The organism is Armatimonadota bacterium, assembly GCA_036504095.1.
In the GTDB taxonomy this organism is placed as follows: domain Bacteria; phylum Armatimonadota; class DTGP01; order JAKQQT01; family JAKQQT01; genus DASXUL01.
The window spans coordinates 1-15,227 of sequence record DASXVS010000056.1 but is presented as its reverse complement, the minus strand read 5'-3'; the positions used below and the strand labels follow the sequence as shown (position 1 = coordinate 15,227).

Here is a 15,227-nt window from a genome sequence, read left to right as displayed (position 1 = left end):
ATTGTGAGATACGCGCGTGCCGGTGCGCAGCGCGCGACGGGGCCCGGAGACCCCGGTCACGGTCATTATGTACGGCCGATGCCCTGCAACTTCGGAAATGCGGCGTACCCATTTTCGCTCGCCGCTTGAGTTCGGGAGCCCGAAGCCGACACCATCATTCGCAGTGAGCCGCTTTCTGGAGGTATTCCCATGCGCCTGTCCCTCGTTTGTGCCGGAGCGTTCGTTTTCGCGGGGATCGCGCTTGCCGCCGCCAATTGCCGCGCCGACAAGGTGGACGATTATGTCCGCGCCGAGATGAAGGGCCGCCACATTCCCGGCGTCTCCATCGCCGTTATCCGGAACGACAGGATAGCGAAAGTCGCCGGCTACGGCTTCGCCAACCTGGAGCAGAATACCTCTGTTACACCCGACACGGTGTTTCAAATCCAGTCCATGACCAAGTCCTTCACCGCGGCCGGCCTGCTCATGCTCGTGGAGGATGGCCGGGTCTCGGTGAACGATCCGATCTCCAGGTACCTCGATGGCGTTCCGGCGGCATGGAAGGACATCACCGTTCGCCACCTGCTCACGCATACTTCCGGCATCAAGGACTACATCAACGAGCCCACCCAGAGCCTGCGCCTCGACGTTGACGACGAGGATGTGCTGAAAGCGGCGGCGGCCCGGCCCCTCAACTTCACGCCCGGCGACCGGTATCAGTACAGCAATACCAACTACCTGCTCGTCGGCATGATCATCCGCAAAGTCACCGGCAAGCCTTACGGGGACTGGCTGCGCGAGCGCATCTTCGAGCCGTTGGGAATGACTGAGACCAGCATCTATTCGTGGTCGGAAATTGTGCCGCACCGCTCTGCGGGTTACAAGATGGAGGGCATACGCTGGGTGAACGGTGACTACATAGCGCCGACGGTGCTGGGCTACCCCGGCGGGGGGATTCTCTCGACCGTTCGCGACCTGGCGAAATGGGACATCGCCCTTTCCAAAGGCCACCTGCTGCGAACGGAGACCCGCAAGGAGATGTGGACCCCGGCGCGCCTCAACGACGGAACGATGAGCCACTACGGATACGGCTGGGACATCGGAAGCATGGCAGGCCACTCCTACCAGGATCACAACGGATCGCATTCGTCCGGGTTTGGTTCGACGATCCTCCGGTTCCCCGAAGATCATCTCAGTGTCATCGTGCTCTGCAACCTGGCCGGCGCCGACACGTTCTCGATCGCGCGCGGGATTGCCGCAAGGTACATCCCTGACCTTGCGCCCCTTTCCCGAACCCCATGAAGCGGACCGCAGCCATTTTGACGCTGGCGCTGGTGACGCTCCTCGCGGGGCGCGCCGATTCCGCGCCGGCATCCACCGCGAAACGGGCAGAGCAAACTTTCACGCTTCGCCGCGGAGATATCTGCCTTGAGTACGATCTCCACACAGGTATAGCGAGTCTCTCCTCGAGCCAGGTGGGCAGGATAGCGCGTTTCTACGGCGCCGCCCGAGTGGGGGGCCGTTACCTCACCAGCAAGGACTACAGGGTCCGGATGGCGGCCACCAACGGCCCGGAAACGGTTGTAACGCTCACGGCGAGCGGGTTGCCGACCATGAGGCAGCGGTTCACCCTGCGCGATGGTCGTTCGGTCCTCCTGCGTATTGAACTCGCCGGCGTGGGACTGCGCTCCAACTGGATGGCCCCGCTGGTGGACGACACGCCCGGCGCGCTGGAGCTCGCTCGACATATCGATGTGCGAGCGCTGCAGGTGCCGTTCGACAATGACAAGTGGGCTCGCTACGATGCATCGCCATGGAAATCCGGCGGCGTCAGCTACGAGGTCTGCGCGTTCTACGATAACGCCAGCCGGAACGGCATCGTGGTGGGTTCCGTGACGCACGATACCTGGAAAACCGCCGTCGCCTTTTCCGGCAGCGGCAGCCGGCTGAACGATCTCAGGGTCTTTGGCGGCGTGGCGGACGGCGGGACGCACGACGTGGAACCGCACGGCGCCGTGGCGGGGAACCGCATACTCTCGCCGAAGGTCCTTGTGGGGTTCTATTCGGACTGGCGCGCCGGTATGGAGGATTTCGCGGCGGCGAACGCCGCCGAGGCGCCGGCGCGGAAATGGACGGGCGGCGTGCCGTTCGGTTGGAACAGTTGGGGCAAGGTGCAGGCTGGCCTCAACTACGCCAAAGCGGCCGGGACATCCGATTACCTCGCGCGGCGCCTCCAGCCCCTCGGTTTCAACAACCGGGGAGCCACATACGTCAATCTCGATTCGTACTGGGACAACCTGAGCGATGCGGAGTTGAAGCAGTTCACAACCCACGTACATTCGAACGGCCAGAAGGCGGGAATCTACTGGTCGCCCTTCATCTACTGGGGCAAAAACCTCTCGCAACGCGTCGAGGGCACGAAGTACGTGTACAGCGACATCGTGACGCGGACCAAGGCGGGCTCACCCATTTCCATGGATGGCGGCATGGCGCTCGATCCGACCCACCCCGGGACACGCGGCCGCATCGACCACTTCATCGACCGGTTCAAGACCCTCGGTTTCGACTACATCAAGCTCGATTTTCTCACCCACGGCGCGCTTGAAGGCGGCTCGGCGAACGGCGTTCATTTCGACAGGTCCGTCCAGACCGGAATCCAGGCGTACAACAGCGGCATGCGCTACCTGTTGAACCGGATCGGGTGGACGATGTTCGTCAGCGAGTCGATTGCGCCGCTGTTCCCATACCGGTACGCTCACGCCCGGCGCGTGTCCTGCGACAGTTTCGGCGGCATCGGCGAGACGGAATACGTGATGAATTCGGCGGCGTACGGCTGGTGGATGAGCGGACGCCTTTACGCGTATAACGATCCCGACCACCTCGTTCTGGAGGGGCATAGCGCCGCTGAAAACCGGAGCCGCGTGACGTCCGGAGCCGTCGCCGGAACGGTCTTCCTGATAGGCGACGATCTCACAAAGCCGGAAGGACAGCGCCTGGCGGAAACCTGGTTCTCGAATCCCGCGATCAATGCCGTCGCGCGCCTCGGCCGCCCGTTTCGACCGTTGGAGGGGAACACGGGCAGCAAGGCGCCGGACGTCCTGACGCTCGAATCCCGCGCTGCCCACTACCTCGCAATCTTCAATTTCGACGGCAAGGACGGAGCCACGAAGCGTGTGGATTTAGCCCGCGCGGGGCTGCTCCGCGGTCCGTACCAGGTCACGGACCTGTGGAGCGGACGCACCTGGCGTGCCTCTGGAACCACGGTGATCGCTCTGGATCCGGCAGAGAGCACCATACTCAGACTGGAGCCTGCTGGGCGCTCCGCAAGGAACTAACGGCCGCAAATCGGGGCTAAAAGGTGTATGAGTTCTCAGATCATCGAAGTCCAGGACCTGGTGAAGGTCTATCCCACAGGTACGCGTGCCGTGGACGGGGTGTCATTTTCCGTGGAGCGCGGTGAGTTCTTCGGTTTCCTGGGCCCAAACGGCGCCGGCAAGTCCACCACGATGAACATGCTCGTCAACCTCGTCAAAAAGACGAGCGGACGCATTGTCATCGATGGTTTCGACCTCAGCGAACACCCGAACGAGATCTATAAGCGCGTCGGCTTCGCGATGCAGGAAGTGGGGCTCGACGAAACCGCGACCGCGGAGGAGATGCTCCGGCTTCATGGCCGCCTCTACCACATGCCGCCGCATGAGATCGACGCCCAGATACGCAAACTCCTCAAACTCGTTGAGCTTGAGAAGGTGTCCAAGCGCTTCGCATCAACGTATTCGGGGGGAATGCGCCGCCGATTCGACCTGGCCCTGTCGCTCATACACAATCCGCAAGTCCTGTTTCTCGACGAGCCGACAACCGGCCTCGACCCGCATGCGCGCCAACTGATCTGGGGCCACCTGCGCCAGTTGAATCGCGACGGTATGACCATCTTTCTGACGACCCACTTTATGGAGGAGGCCGAGGCGCTTTGTGACCGCATCGCGATCATGGACCAGGGCCGCATCGTCACGGAAGGCACCCTCCAGCACCTGCTGGCAGAGCATAACGCGAGCAGCCTCGAAGACGTCTTCCTGAAGACGACGGGAAGCAACCTGGCGGACGAAGAGGTCAATGCGAACGCTCCGGACCCGTATGCGCGCGCCCGGTAACCACAAACCCATGAAAGATTTCTTTTCCGACTGGTTCTACCTGTCTGTGCGCAGTACAAAGCAGATCTGGCGGCCGATGCTGGCGTTGCTGCCGTCGCTCTTCATGCCGCTCTTCTTCTTCGCTGTAAATGCGGCGTCGCTGCAGGCGTTCGCGCAGGTGAAGGGCTTTCCCCACGTCTCCTACAAGCAGTTCATTGCGCCGGTTGCCATATTCACGGCCGTCTTCTTCGCTGCGGGCAATGCGGGAATCGAACTCGTGCAGGACATCACCAATGGGTACTTCAAAAAACTGCTGATCATGCCCATCCATCGCCTCGCCATCGTCCTCGGCCGGCTGACCGAGGTGGCGATACAGGCGACCTTACAGGGAGCGATTGTGGTGGTCCTTCTGCTGGCGATCGGCGTGAAGTTCAACACCGGTTTTCTTGGGATCGTGGCGATCTTCGCAATGCTCATTTTGTTCGCCATGGCGTGGAGTTGCATCAGTATGATCGCGGCGCTGCGGACCCAGAACGCCCGGCTCGTGCAGTCCATGTTCATCCTCGTATTCCCGTTCCTGTACATCACCACCTCCCAGGCGCCGAAGCAGCTACTGCCGAAGACGTTCGCGCTTCTGGCAGGCTACAACCCCGTGACGTACGTCATTGAGGGGGTTCGCGCGCTGGTGCTGTCGAACTGGGCGAACCCGGCCATCTGGGAGGGCTTCGTGGCATCGTCGGTGCTCTTCGTGGTCTTCGTCTCGCTCACGGTCACGTCGTTCCAGAAGGCGCTTCGGTAGGTCGACCATTCTCCGCTTGGATGCGAGCCGCCGATAATTGGCCGGCCTTCGCCGGCCTGCCAGCCCCCGCCTGCGTTTAGCCAACGCGGCAGAAGTCGCCCGTTCGCTGCCTCCCTCTTCCTCGGAGCGCCCCCTCGCCACTTATGAGTCTCTGCACACCCATTGCCCCTGCCCCCGTCAGGGGGTCTATCATACATGGGTTTGAATTTCCAATCAATGGCAATCGGGGAGGCCGGTTATCCACGCCGGTGGCTCCCCCGCGGACATCCCGCACTATCAGGAGAAGAGTCAGTAATGTCTAAGAAGCAAGTTTATCTTTTCAAAGAGGGCAACGCCTCGATGCGTGACCTCCTCGGAGGCAAGGGCGCCAACCTGGCCGAAATGACCAATATCGGCCTGCCGGTGCCCGCCGGATTTACGATCACAACCGAAGCCTGCAACGAGTACACGAAGCTCGGGCGCTTGCCCGACGGACTGTGGGACGACGTTATGAAGGCGCTTGCCGTCATCGAGAAGGACATGGGCAAGAAGCTGGGTGACGCGAAAAACCCGCTTCTGGTGTCCGTCCGCTCCGGCGCCAAGTTCTCCATGCCGGGAATGATGGATACCGTCCTCAACCTCGGCCTGAACGAAGACTCCCTCAAGGGCATCATCGCCGCAACCGGCAACGAGCGATTCGCTTACGACGCGTATCGCCGCTTCCTCATGATGTTCAGCGACATCGTCCTTTCCAGCGACTATCCCAAGCTCGCCAAACACCATTTCGAAGTCATCTTCGACGCCCTGAAAGCCAAGACCGGCGCCCAGGTGGATACCGAAGTTGACGCGGCCGGCCTGAAGGATCTGTGTGAGCTCTACAAGAAGTACTTCAAGGACGTGACGGGCGATGACTTCCCGACGAACCCGCTCACGCAGTTGGAACTCGCGGTAGTCGCCGTGTTCAAGTCCTGGAACAACGAGCGCGCCGTCATCTACCGCAACCGCGAGAAGATCGCCCACGACCTGGGCACCGCCGTGAACATCCAGTCCATGGTCTTTGGAAATATGGGCGATGACTGCGGCACGGGCGTGGCCTTCACCCGCAACGCCGCCAACGGCGAGAACAAGCTGTTCGGCGAGTTCCTGAAGAACGCCCAGGGCGAGGACGTGGTCGCCGGCGTGCGGACCCCGGAAGAAATCGCCGAGCTCGAGAGTGAGTTCCCCGCCATCTACAAGCAGTTCGCGGACATCGCGCGCAACCTCGAGCTTCATTACCACGACATGCAGGACATCGAGTTCACCATCGAGAAGGGTCGTCTCTTCATCCTGCAGTGCCGCTCCGGCAAGCGCACGGGCGTTGCCGCGGTGAAGATCGCCATCGATCAGGTGAACGAAGGCCTCATCACGAAGGAACAGGCCCTGGTCCGCGTTCCGCCGGAAGCCCTCGAGCAGTTGCTCCACCCGCGCATCAAAAGCGCGAAGGGCATCAAGGAAATCGCCAAGGGCCTGAACGCCGGCCCCGGCGGCGCCTCCGGCCACGTGGCCCTGGACGCCGCAACCGCCATCGCCTACGCGGCCGAAGGCAAGAAAGTCATCCTCGTCCGCAAGGAGACCAACCCGGACGACCTGGGTGGAATGCTCGCGTCCAAGGGCGTCCTCACCAGCCTCGGCGGCCGCACGAGCCACGCGGCTCTTATAGCCCGCCAGTACGGAATCCCCACGGTCTGCGGCTGCGGCGCGGTGAAGATCGACGAAACCGCCCGCCAGTTCACGGCTAACGGCGTGGTTGTGAAGGAAGGCGACATCATCACGCTTGACGGCACGCTCGGCCTGGTGTACAACACCGAACTGGAAACCGAACCCGCCACGATGACCGGTGATTTCGGCACCTTCATGGGCTGGTGCGACGAGTATCGCAAGCTTGGCGTTCGCGCCAACGCCGATACGCCGGAGCACGCTCTGGACGCCATCGCCCTGGGCGCCGAAGGCATCGGCCTTTGCCGCACGGAGCATATGTTCCTTGGAGACCGCGCCGCTCTCGTGCAGGACATGATCCTCGCCGAAGATGACGCCGGCCGCCAGACCGCCATCGACAAGCTCCTCCCGCTTCAGCGCGAGGATTTCGAAGGCATCTTCCGCGCCATGAACGGCAAGCCGGTTACCATCCGTCTCATCGACCCGCCGCTTCACGAGTTCCTCCCCCACGCCGACACCGTGAAGATGGAAATGCGCCAGATGATGGACAGCAATGCCAGCGGAACCGCTATGGCCAAGGCCAGCAAACTTCTGGCCGCTGTTGAAGACATGCACGAGCAGAACCCAATGCTGGGCCTGCGCGGCTGCCGCCTGAGCATCTACTTCCCGCAGATCGTGAACATGCAGATCGCCGCCATCATCGGCGCGGCCTGCGAGGTCAAGAAGGCCGGTATCGACGTTCATCCCGAGATCATGATCCCGCTGATCGCCACCGTGACCGAGTTGACCTACCTCAAGACCCAGCTCATCAAGGTCGCGAAGAAGACCATGAAGGCGGAGGGCATTGAGGTCGACTACATGATCGGCACGATGATCGAGATCCCGCGCGCCGCCCTGACCGCGGACGAGATCGCCAAGGAAGCCCAGTTCTTCTCCTTCGGCACCAACGACCTGACGCAGATGGGCTACGGCATCTCACGCGACGACGCCGGCAAGTTCCTGCCGCTGTACATCGACAAGCAGATCTTTAAGAACGACCCGACCGACACCATCGACCAGAAGGGCATCGGCCGCCTGATGAAGATCTGCGTTGAAGACGCCAAGAAGGTGAACCCGAAGATCAAGCTCGGTATCTGCGGCGAGCACGGCGGCGAGCCGGACAGCGTGAAGTTCTGCCACAAGCTGGGCCTCACCTACGTCTCTTGCTCCCCGAAGCGCATCCCGGTAGCCCGCCTCGCGGCGGCCCAGGCGGCGATCGAGGAAAAGGGCAACAGCGCCTCGCGCGACAAGTAGAAGTGAGAAGTTGGAGGTTGGAAGCTGGATTCCAACCTCCAACTTCCAGCCTCAGTCTTCCAAAGAACGGCGGGCGGACCAACTCGGTCCGCCCGCCGTTTGTGATTGTGCTGGGCTGTTTGCTACGTTGATTCCAACAATGGAGCACCGATGCCAAATGCCTGACTTCACCGAATGCATCGTTCGTTCACCGATTTCCCCGGCATAGTGGATGATCCCGTACGGTTGGGATCCTTGAACTCCCTCATCAATGCAATCCACAAGGCGGGATTCGATCGGCTTGTCCAAAACGTGATCACTCGGAGCGGCGAGGCAGCTATGGATGTCCTGCTAGAGGCAGGGGTGTGCTGCGAATTACTCGCTAACGAATCGATCACGAATGTCGAGTACGAACCGGACACCGAGAGTCGACCGCCTGACTTCCGGTGCTTTGCCGACGGAACGCGATTGGACATCCAGGTCAAACGCCTCCGCTCGCTTGAGAGTCGGGATGCAAAGGACCATTTCCAACGCAGGTGCGAAGCGCGATTGCAATTCATATCAATGCCTTGGTTGTTGCACTACTGGCTATCGGATAGGATCCAGCGGCAAGACGCGGATCGATTCCTGACCCACCTGAAAGCTGAAGTTGGAAGCCTATGCCCGGCTCCACCGACACACGATTTGGATATTCTGTCATATTGCTGGCCTGACCCCGTGAATCCCATTGTTAAATATGGTGTCAGTGAATGCAGTCGTCTCAGCCATATGGAAGTTGGCGTGATCGATGCGTATAGCGCGTCCAATGGGTTGATGCGTGAGATCAATACAGCGGTGAGGAGGAAAGCCGTCCACACTGATCTGAGCAAAGCCGGCAAGACATTCACCCGCCCGCCAGGGCGCAGCCAGGTGAACCTGGTGGTTCTTCAGGCGGTTTGGGAACTGATGATCCGGCCAGAAACGATGGCGAACGTGCTTTACGGCGATGAGGTGTTCACGTTCGATCGTCTTCGGCCTGGCGGCGGCGGAATCGCTCACCGCCAAACGAACGGTCTGTTCCGTAGTGGTAAATCGTCGCGAATCTCGGGTCTGGTGATGGTGCCGCACTCGTGGGACTGGTCTTGCTGCAGGCTCAGAGGCACGCTATACGTACACCCAGACAACGCCCCAAGTGTCTGGAGTGCGATGCAGGTATTTCCGGACCTCCAATGCTATTTGCCTCCGGGGTGGAAGGTCAGCGACCAACTAGATTTGCCGGCCGCAACCGAGGAAAAGGGCAACAGCGCCTCGCGCGAAGAATAGACCAGGTTGCGGGTGTCAGCCGCCGGGCTCCGGCCAGACAGCCGACACCCGCCACCTGAAACCCGAAACGGCCCCGGCCCTCCTTACAAGGGCCGGGACCGCATTTTGCCGCCCGCGACGCTGATCGGCGGCCTTCACCTCGAGGGCCTCGTGGCTACTTCCGGTCGGGATCGTTCTTCTCCGAGCTCGTATGGGAGAGAGACCCGAACCGTATCGCCGCGTACATCGTGACGCCGGATGCAATCGTGAAGAGCGCGAGCGTCTGCACGGTCATTCCCCGGCCGCCGGGCGCCAGCAGCGCCAGCATCATCAGCGCGAAGCCGGGAAGGAAATCCGCCGCCATTGTACCCGGCACGTCCGGCTCTTTGCTGCGGATGTGAGGCACCGCGGCGGCAAACGCCGAAACGACAGTGATCAACAGCGCCACCGCGAGGATCCAAAACGCGATCGCCATCAAGGTTCCTTGGTTCATCCCTCTGACCGTTCTCTTTCTGCGCCCACCCGGGCGCGAGGACTTTCGGTAATCACCCAGGCGTGCCGAAACACAGTGTCCGGCCCCTTCGCAAAGAATGTTACCGGGACCATGAACAAAGCCAATATCCCCACGTTTTGTTTGGCGCCTGTTGCCCCGGAATGCTGACCGCGTCGTCGTCATGCCGGAAACCCGCACAGGCATCACCAGCGGCGCCACGTCGTTTCATCGGGCCAACCACCCCATTTGCGAACTACAATCAAAGTGACGGAGTAGGTTTCGAGTCCCTAGTCCCAAGTTCCGAGACCCGGCACCCAAAACTGGGAACCCTGAACCCGGAACACGGAACCCGAAACCCGAAACCCGAAACCAGAAACCCGAAACCCGGAACTAGGAACTCGAAACTCGAAACTTGATCCCATTATGAAAACCGCATTCATCGGCGCGGGAAGCGTGGTCTTCTCGCGCAACCTGATCCTGGATATCCTCTCGTGGCCCGAACTGCGTGAGTCGACGCTGTCGTTCATGGACATCGATGCGGAGCGCCTCAGCGTCATCGAATCGCTCGCACGGCGTGTCGTCGCGGACAACAATCTGCCCACGAAAATCGAAGCCACAACGGACTGCCGCAAGGCGCTCGAAGGCGCAGACTATGTAATCGTGATGATCCAGGTTGGCGGGCTCGCGCCATTTGAGCACGATATCGCGATTCCGCTGAAGTACGGCATCGACCAGAGCGTTGGCGATACCCTCGGACCCGGCGGCGTGTTTCGCGGACTGCGGACCGTGCCGGTTCTGGTGGACATCGCGCGGGAAATGGAGGAGCTCTGCCCCAATGCGATCATGCTCCAGTACAGCAATCCGATGGCGATCAACTGCTGGGGCGTCACCAAAGCGACGTCCATCCGGACCGTTGGCCTGTGCCACAGCGTGCAGGGCACCGCGGAGCAGTTGGCGGGCTACCTGGGCCTGGATTCCAGCAAGGTTTCCTACTGGTGCGCCGGCATCAACCACATGGCCTGGTACCTGAAATACGAGTACGACGGGCGTGACGCCTATCCGATCATTCGGAAGGGGATGGAAGACCCGGAGGTTTTCGCGAAGGACAAGACACGCTTCGAGGTTCTGCGCCACTTCGATTACTACGTCACCGAGAGCACGCATCACATGAGCGAGTACGTGCCGTATTTCCGCAAGCGCAAGGACCTCATCGAGCAGTTCGCCACCCCGCGCTGGGACTACCTGGACCTCTGCCGCGACGGATGGCAGCCGCACTACGACCAGGTGAAGCGCCAGGCCGCGGGCGAGGAGCCTGTGGAGATCAAACGCTCACTCGAATACGCCAGCGTGATCATCCGCGCCAGCGAAACGAATATACCGGCGCGCATCAACGGAAACGTGCCGAATGCAGGCCTCATCAAGAACCTACCCGACGGATGCTGCGTCGAGGTGCCCATTCTGGTAGATAAGGCGGGACTGCACCCGTGTTTCGTGGGAGATCTGCCGAACCAGTTGGCTGCGCTGAACCGCTCCAACATCAATGTGCAGGCGCTGGCTGTTGAGGCGGCGCTGGAGGGCAACGCCCGGAAGGCATTCCAGGCCATCGCGCTCGATCCGCTCACCGCCGCGATGCTGGACCTCCGTCAGATCCAGAGCATGGTGGATGAGTTGTTCGCAGCGCACGAGGCCTGGCTGCCGCAATTCCAGGGGTGAGAGGATAGGGCTGAGAGGAAAGGGCTGAGGGCCGGGATGGCGAAGGTGGTGCGCACAGCCCCTCAGCCCTCGCATCTCGGCCCTCAGCCCCGAACCTCAGTACATCCCGCCGCCGAGCAGGCGTTTCAACGCGTCCCGGTCCAGGGTGCGGCTCATCGCTTCATCCAGAGTGATCTGGCCGGAGCGATACAATTCCGAAAGCGCTTTATCCATCGTCTGCATCCCCACGCGCGAACTCGTCTCGATGACGCTCGGGATCTGGAACGACTTCCCCTCGCGGATCAGGTTGCGCACCGCGCTGGAGGCCATCATAACCTCGCACGCGGCCACGCGCCCGCCGCCCACTTTGGAGCACAACTGCTGGCCCACAACCGCTTCCAGACCGGATGCGAGTTGCGTCCGGATCTGAGACTGCTGATGAGACGGAAAGACGTCAACGATTCGGTCGATTGTCTGTGCCGCGCTTCGTGTGTGCAGTGTTGCGAAGACGAGGTGCCCTGTTTCCGCCATGGTGAGCGCGGTCTGAATCGTCTCAAGGTCTCGCATTTCGCCGATGAGGAGAACGTCCGGGTCTTCGCGCAAGGCGGCGCGGAGGGCGTTGCCGAACGAGTTCGTGTCGGTGCCAAGTTCGCGCTGGTTCACCATGCTCTTGCGGTGCTTGTGGATATATTCGATCGGGTCTTCAACCGTCATCACGTGGCAATCGCGGTCTGAGTTGATCATGTCGATCAAACAGGCGAGGGTGGTGGATTTGCCGCTTCCCGTTGGCCCCGTAATCAGCACCAGTCCGCTTGGGAGGCTCGCCAGGTCCTCCAGAATGCGGGGCAGATGCAGCTCGGTCATCGAGGGAATCTTCACCGGGATCGCGCGGAGAGCGGCGCCAACCGAGCCCCTTTGCCGGTACATGTTCCCGCGAAAACGCGCCTCTTCTCCGATCCAGTAGGAGAAATCGAGCTCGTTAGTCGCTTCGAAACGCTGGATCTGCTCGCCCGTCAGAATGTCGTACAGCAGCCGCTGGATATCGTTCGGCCGCAGGTGGTCCCACGGGGAGCGCTGTAATCTGCCGTCAACGCGAACCATCGGCGGCAGGTTTGCCGTCAGGTGAAGGTCGCTGGCGCGATGCTGGATGGCGTATGACAGCAAGTCGTCCAGGTGTAGTTCCGCGAGCGCGATATTCGGTTCGGCGATCATCTCTTGTCTCCTCATCAGCGGCGCGGATCACCCGTGCCGGATCCCGTTCCACGGCGTTGTGGCGGGATGCTCTTTCAGCCCACGTAGAGCACGCGCAGGCTTTCCTCAAGGGTGGTAATGCCAAGGAGAATCTTCTCCATGGCGTCTTCTCTCAGCGTGCGCATTCCTCCGCGAAGCGCCGCTTGCTGCAATTCCGGCCCGCCAACCTTCTTCAGGATCAGCTCGCGCATCTCGTCGTTGATGGACATCAGTTCGTACACGCCGACGCGCCCCTTGTAGCCCGTGCCCCTGCACTGCGGGCAGCCTCTTCCCCGGAAAAACTGAACGTTGCTGTCCGCTTCCAGGCCGAGGTTCACCATTGCCTGCTTTGAAGGGCTGTACGCCTCTTTGCACTTGGGGCAGATGGTGCGCAAGAGCCTTTGGGCGATAACCCCTGCCAGCGACGACGCAATGAGGAATGACTCAATCCCCATGTCTACAAGGCGCGTGATCGAACCCGGCGCGTCGTTTGTGTGCAGGGTCGAGAGGACCAAATGGCCGGTGAGCGCTGCTTCGGTGGCAATCAGCGCCGTTTCGGAGTCGCGGATTTCGCCGACCATGATGATGTCCGGGTCCTGCCGCAGCATGGTTCGAAGGCCGGAGGCGAACGTCATGCCGGCGCGGACATTTACCTGGGCCTGGGTTATCCCGGCCAGGTTATATTCTACGGGGTCCTCAATCGTGATGATATTTCGGTCACCGGTGTTGATCTTGTTCAGGACGGAGTACAGGGTGGTGGACTTGCCGGAGCCGGTTGGCCCGGTTACCAGGATAATGCCGTACGACCGAGTGATGACCTGCTCGAATTTCTCCATCATGTCCGGCAGCAGGCCCAGTTTGCTGAGGCCGATGCTGATGCTGGACTTGTCGAGAATGCGCATGACGATCTTCTCGCCGAAGACGCTGGGGAGCGACGAGACGCGGAAATCGAACTCTTTGCCGTCGATAATCAGGGAAATGCGGCCGTCCTGGGGGGCGCGTTTTTCGGAAATGTCCATTTCGGACATGATCTTGACGCGGGAAACCAGCGAGGCTTGCGCCGTTTTCGGGAGCTTCATGCCTTCTTGCATGATGCCGTCGATGCGATAGCGGACGCGGACGTGGTCCTTCATCGGCTCGATGTGGATGTCCGACGTTTTCTCCTGGATGGCCTGGGTGATGATGAGGTTGACCATCCTCACCACGGGGGCGTCCTGGGCGGCGCTCTTCAGCTGGTCGAGGCTGACTTCGTCGGTCTCTTTGTCGCTTTGGTTGATGGAAATGCCGAAATCGTCGCCCACGCTGAGGTCAGCGATGGCGGTATTAACCGCATCGGAAACGTCGTTATCATCCCGGTAGGCGTGCGCGACGGCGGCGGCGATCTCTTCTTCGCTGGCGATGACGGCATCGACTTCCATGCCGGAGATAAGGCGGACCTCATCGATGGCATAGATATCGAGCGGGTTCTTCATGGCCAGCGTGAGGCGGCCGTCGGTCTGCGCGATGGGGAGGCATTTGAGGCGGCGGGCCATCTCCTGAGAGATGAGGCGCATGAGGTCCGGGTCGGGCTGGTACTCCACGAGGTCCATGAAGGGGACGCCCCACTGCTCGGCCAGGCAGCGGACTTTGTCCTTTTCGCCGACCATGTTGAGCGATACGAGGACGTCACCGATGGAGACGTGTGATTTGGACTGGCGCTGGCGTTCGACGGCGACTTCCAGCTGGTCCGATGTGACCAGCCCGAAGTCTACGAAGATATCACCCAGTTGTCGTTTTCTGCGGGGCGCTGCGAGCATGATTTCTGCCAAGATGTCCAGACGCGGGTGTGCCACGCGCGGTAATGAACGGGCGGGAGAGCGACCTCTCACCTTTCATGTAGGTCTTTCCATGAGTGGGGGCGGGATGTGAGCATCCGGCATCAGAGCCCGGAATACGTTACTGCAAGTAATAGATTCCGGCCGATTGACAATTTCCCGTTTGTTTGGTAGCCTTGTTCATGAGGCAACTTGAGCCGGTTGCCGCTTCGCACTCGCTGCACGACCGTTACGATGGAGGCAGTATGCGTTACCCGTTCGCGCTCGCATTTGGCATGGCAGCATTTTGTTGTGCCCCCCCCCCCCCTGCATTAGCAGGGCCTGAATCTCCCGCCGTTCGTGAACTTGCCGAACGGCGCACGATGAACTCCCGCACCCTTCTTCTGGCCGACGGCGCCAACCGCGTGGAAGTCCATGGAGCGCCCATCCATTTCAAGGCGACGGACGGATCCTGGCAGCCCATAGACACGGCCCTCTCCAGCACCACAAAGGCCGGATTCACCCGCGCCAATGAGCACAATACGCTGAGATCCTATCTGCCGTCCGACACGGACGGATGGGTGCGCGCGGAAACGGACAAAGGCGCCGTGTTGTTCCGTCCTCTCGGAACGTCAACTGTATTGACATCGGCGACGACATCGGACGCCAAATGGACGGGTCTTTGGCGCAATGCCAACCTCAACCTTGCGCCGACACCCGGCGGATTGAAGGAGACGATCACACTAGAAGCCATCTCAAAAACCCTGCCGTAGCAGGATAAGCATACAGCCAAGATGCAGGAAGCCGAGAAAGTTATCCCAGTGGTATTCGTGACGCACAAGAAGCCGTCGGTAGTTGCCGAGCCAGGCAAAAAGCCGCTCGAC

General features: G+C 61.0%; 11 protein-coding genes. 8 read left to right on the top strand and 3 right to left on the bottom strand.

All coding sequences use genetic code 11. The features are described from left to right. Positions 1–189 precede the first annotated feature (189 nt). The 6 genes from VGM51_13690 (at position 190) to VGM51_13665 (ending at position 9,156) form a co-directional block, all read left to right on the top strand. Positions 190–1,281: a serine hydrolase domain-containing protein gene (locus tag VGM51_13690; GenBank protein HEY3414088.1), complete on the top strand. Its 1,092-nt coding sequence runs from the start codon at positions 190–192 to the stop codon at positions 1,279–1,281. Beyond that, positions 1,278–3,314: an alpha-galactosidase gene (locus VGM51_13685; GenBank protein HEY3414087.1), complete on the top strand. Its 2,037-nt coding sequence runs from the start codon at positions 1,278–1,280 to the stop codon at positions 3,312–3,314. The genes VGM51_13690 and VGM51_13685 overlap by 4 nt, the downstream gene beginning before the upstream one ends. Positions 3,315–3,341: 27 nt before the next feature. Beyond that, entirely contained in the window at positions 3,342–4,130 is a 789-nt protein-coding gene (locus VGM51_13680; protein HEY3414086.1) for an ABC transporter ATP-binding protein, read from the top strand. A 10-nt stretch (positions 4,131–4,140) separates the two neighbouring features. After that, positions 4,141–4,908, top strand: a complete 768-nt coding sequence (locus VGM51_13675) for an ABC transporter permease (protein HEY3414085.1) — start codon at positions 4,141–4,143, stop codon at positions 4,906–4,908. Positions 4,909–5,202: 294 nt separating this feature from the next. Next, complete coding sequence (gene ppdK, locus VGM51_13670) at positions 5,203–7,875, top strand: pyruvate, phosphate dikinase (protein HEY3414084.1); 2,673 nt, start codon at positions 5,203–5,205, stop codon at positions 7,873–7,875. Positions 7,876–8,049: 174 nt separating this feature from the next. Continuing rightward, positions 8,050–9,156: a hypothetical protein gene (locus tag VGM51_13665; GenBank protein HEY3414083.1), complete on the top strand. Its 1,107-nt coding sequence runs from the start codon at positions 8,050–8,052 to the stop codon at positions 9,154–9,156. Positions 9,157–9,310: 154 nt separating this feature from the next. Here VGM51_13665 and VGM51_13660 read toward each other — a convergent pair whose 3' ends face one another. Beyond that, complete coding sequence (locus tag VGM51_13660) at positions 9,311–9,610, bottom strand: hypothetical protein (GenBank protein HEY3414082.1); 300 nt, start codon at positions 9,608–9,610, stop codon at positions 9,311–9,313. A gap of 438 nt (positions 9,611–10,048) precedes the next feature. Here VGM51_13660 and VGM51_13655 point away from each other — a divergent pair, with 438 nt between their 5' ends. Then, positions 10,049–11,341 (top strand): alpha-glucosidase/alpha-galactosidase, encoded by a 1,293-nt coding sequence (locus tag VGM51_13655; protein ID HEY3414081.1) that lies wholly within the window; start codon positions 10,049–10,051, stop codon positions 11,339–11,341. Positions 11,342–11,437: 96 nt separating this feature from the next. Here the strand turns inward: VGM51_13655 and VGM51_13650 are convergent, their stop codons facing one another. Continuing rightward, positions 11,438–12,532, bottom strand: coding sequence for a type IV pilus twitching motility protein PilT (locus VGM51_13650; GenBank protein HEY3414080.1), 1,095 nt, complete (start codon positions 12,530–12,532; stop codon positions 11,438–11,440). 74 nt (positions 12,533–12,606) lie between these two features. Further along, positions 12,607–14,346, bottom strand: coding sequence for a type II secretion system ATPase GspE (gspE, locus tag VGM51_13645; protein ID HEY3414079.1), 1,740 nt, complete (start codon positions 14,344–14,346; stop codon positions 12,607–12,609). 380 nt (positions 14,347–14,726) lie between these two features. On the opposite strand from gspE, the gene VGM51_13640 reads away from it, so the two are divergent. After that, complete coding sequence (locus VGM51_13640; protein ID HEY3414078.1) at positions 14,727–15,116, top strand: hypothetical protein; 390 nt, start codon at positions 14,727–14,729, stop codon at positions 15,114–15,116. Positions 15,117–15,227 lie beyond the last annotated feature (111 nt).

What these genes read in the sequence shown, in the direction of transcription:
- VGM51_13690 (HEY3414088.1), top strand. Translation starts at nt 190, where the DNA reads ATGCGCCTGTCCCTCGTTTGTGCCGGAGCGTTCGTTTTCGCGGGGATC.
- VGM51_13685 (HEY3414087.1), top strand. Translation starts at nt 1,278, where the DNA reads ATGAAGCGGACCGCAGCCATTTTGACGCTGGCGCTGGTGACGCTCCTC.
- VGM51_13680 (HEY3414086.1), top strand. Translation starts at nt 3,342, where the DNA reads ATGAGTTCTCAGATCATCGAAGTCCAGGACCTGGTGAAGGTCTATCCC.
- VGM51_13675 (HEY3414085.1), top strand. Translation starts at nt 4,141, where the DNA reads ATGAAAGATTTCTTTTCCGACTGGTTCTACCTGTCTGTGCGCAGTACA.
- ppdK (HEY3414084.1), top strand. Translation starts at nt 5,203, where the DNA reads ATGTCTAAGAAGCAAGTTTATCTTTTCAAAGAGGGCAACGCCTCGATG.
- VGM51_13665 (HEY3414083.1), top strand. Translation starts at nt 8,050, where the DNA reads ATGCATCGTTCGTTCACCGATTTCCCCGGCATAGTGGATGATCCCGTA.
- VGM51_13660 (HEY3414082.1), bottom strand. Translation starts at nt 9,610, where the DNA reads ATGGCGATCGCGTTTTGGATCCTCGCGGTGGCGCTGTTGATCACTGTC.
- VGM51_13650 (HEY3414080.1), bottom strand. Translation starts at nt 12,532, where the DNA reads ATGATCGCCGAACCGAATATCGCGCTCGCGGAACTACACCTGGACGAC.
- gspE (HEY3414079.1), bottom strand. Translation starts at nt 14,346, where the DNA reads ATGCTCGCAGCGCCCCGCAGAAAACGACAACTGGGTGATATCTTCGTA.
- VGM51_13640 (HEY3414078.1), top strand. Translation starts at nt 14,727, where the DNA reads ATGAACTCCCGCACCCTTCTTCTGGCCGACGGCGCCAACCGCGTGGAA.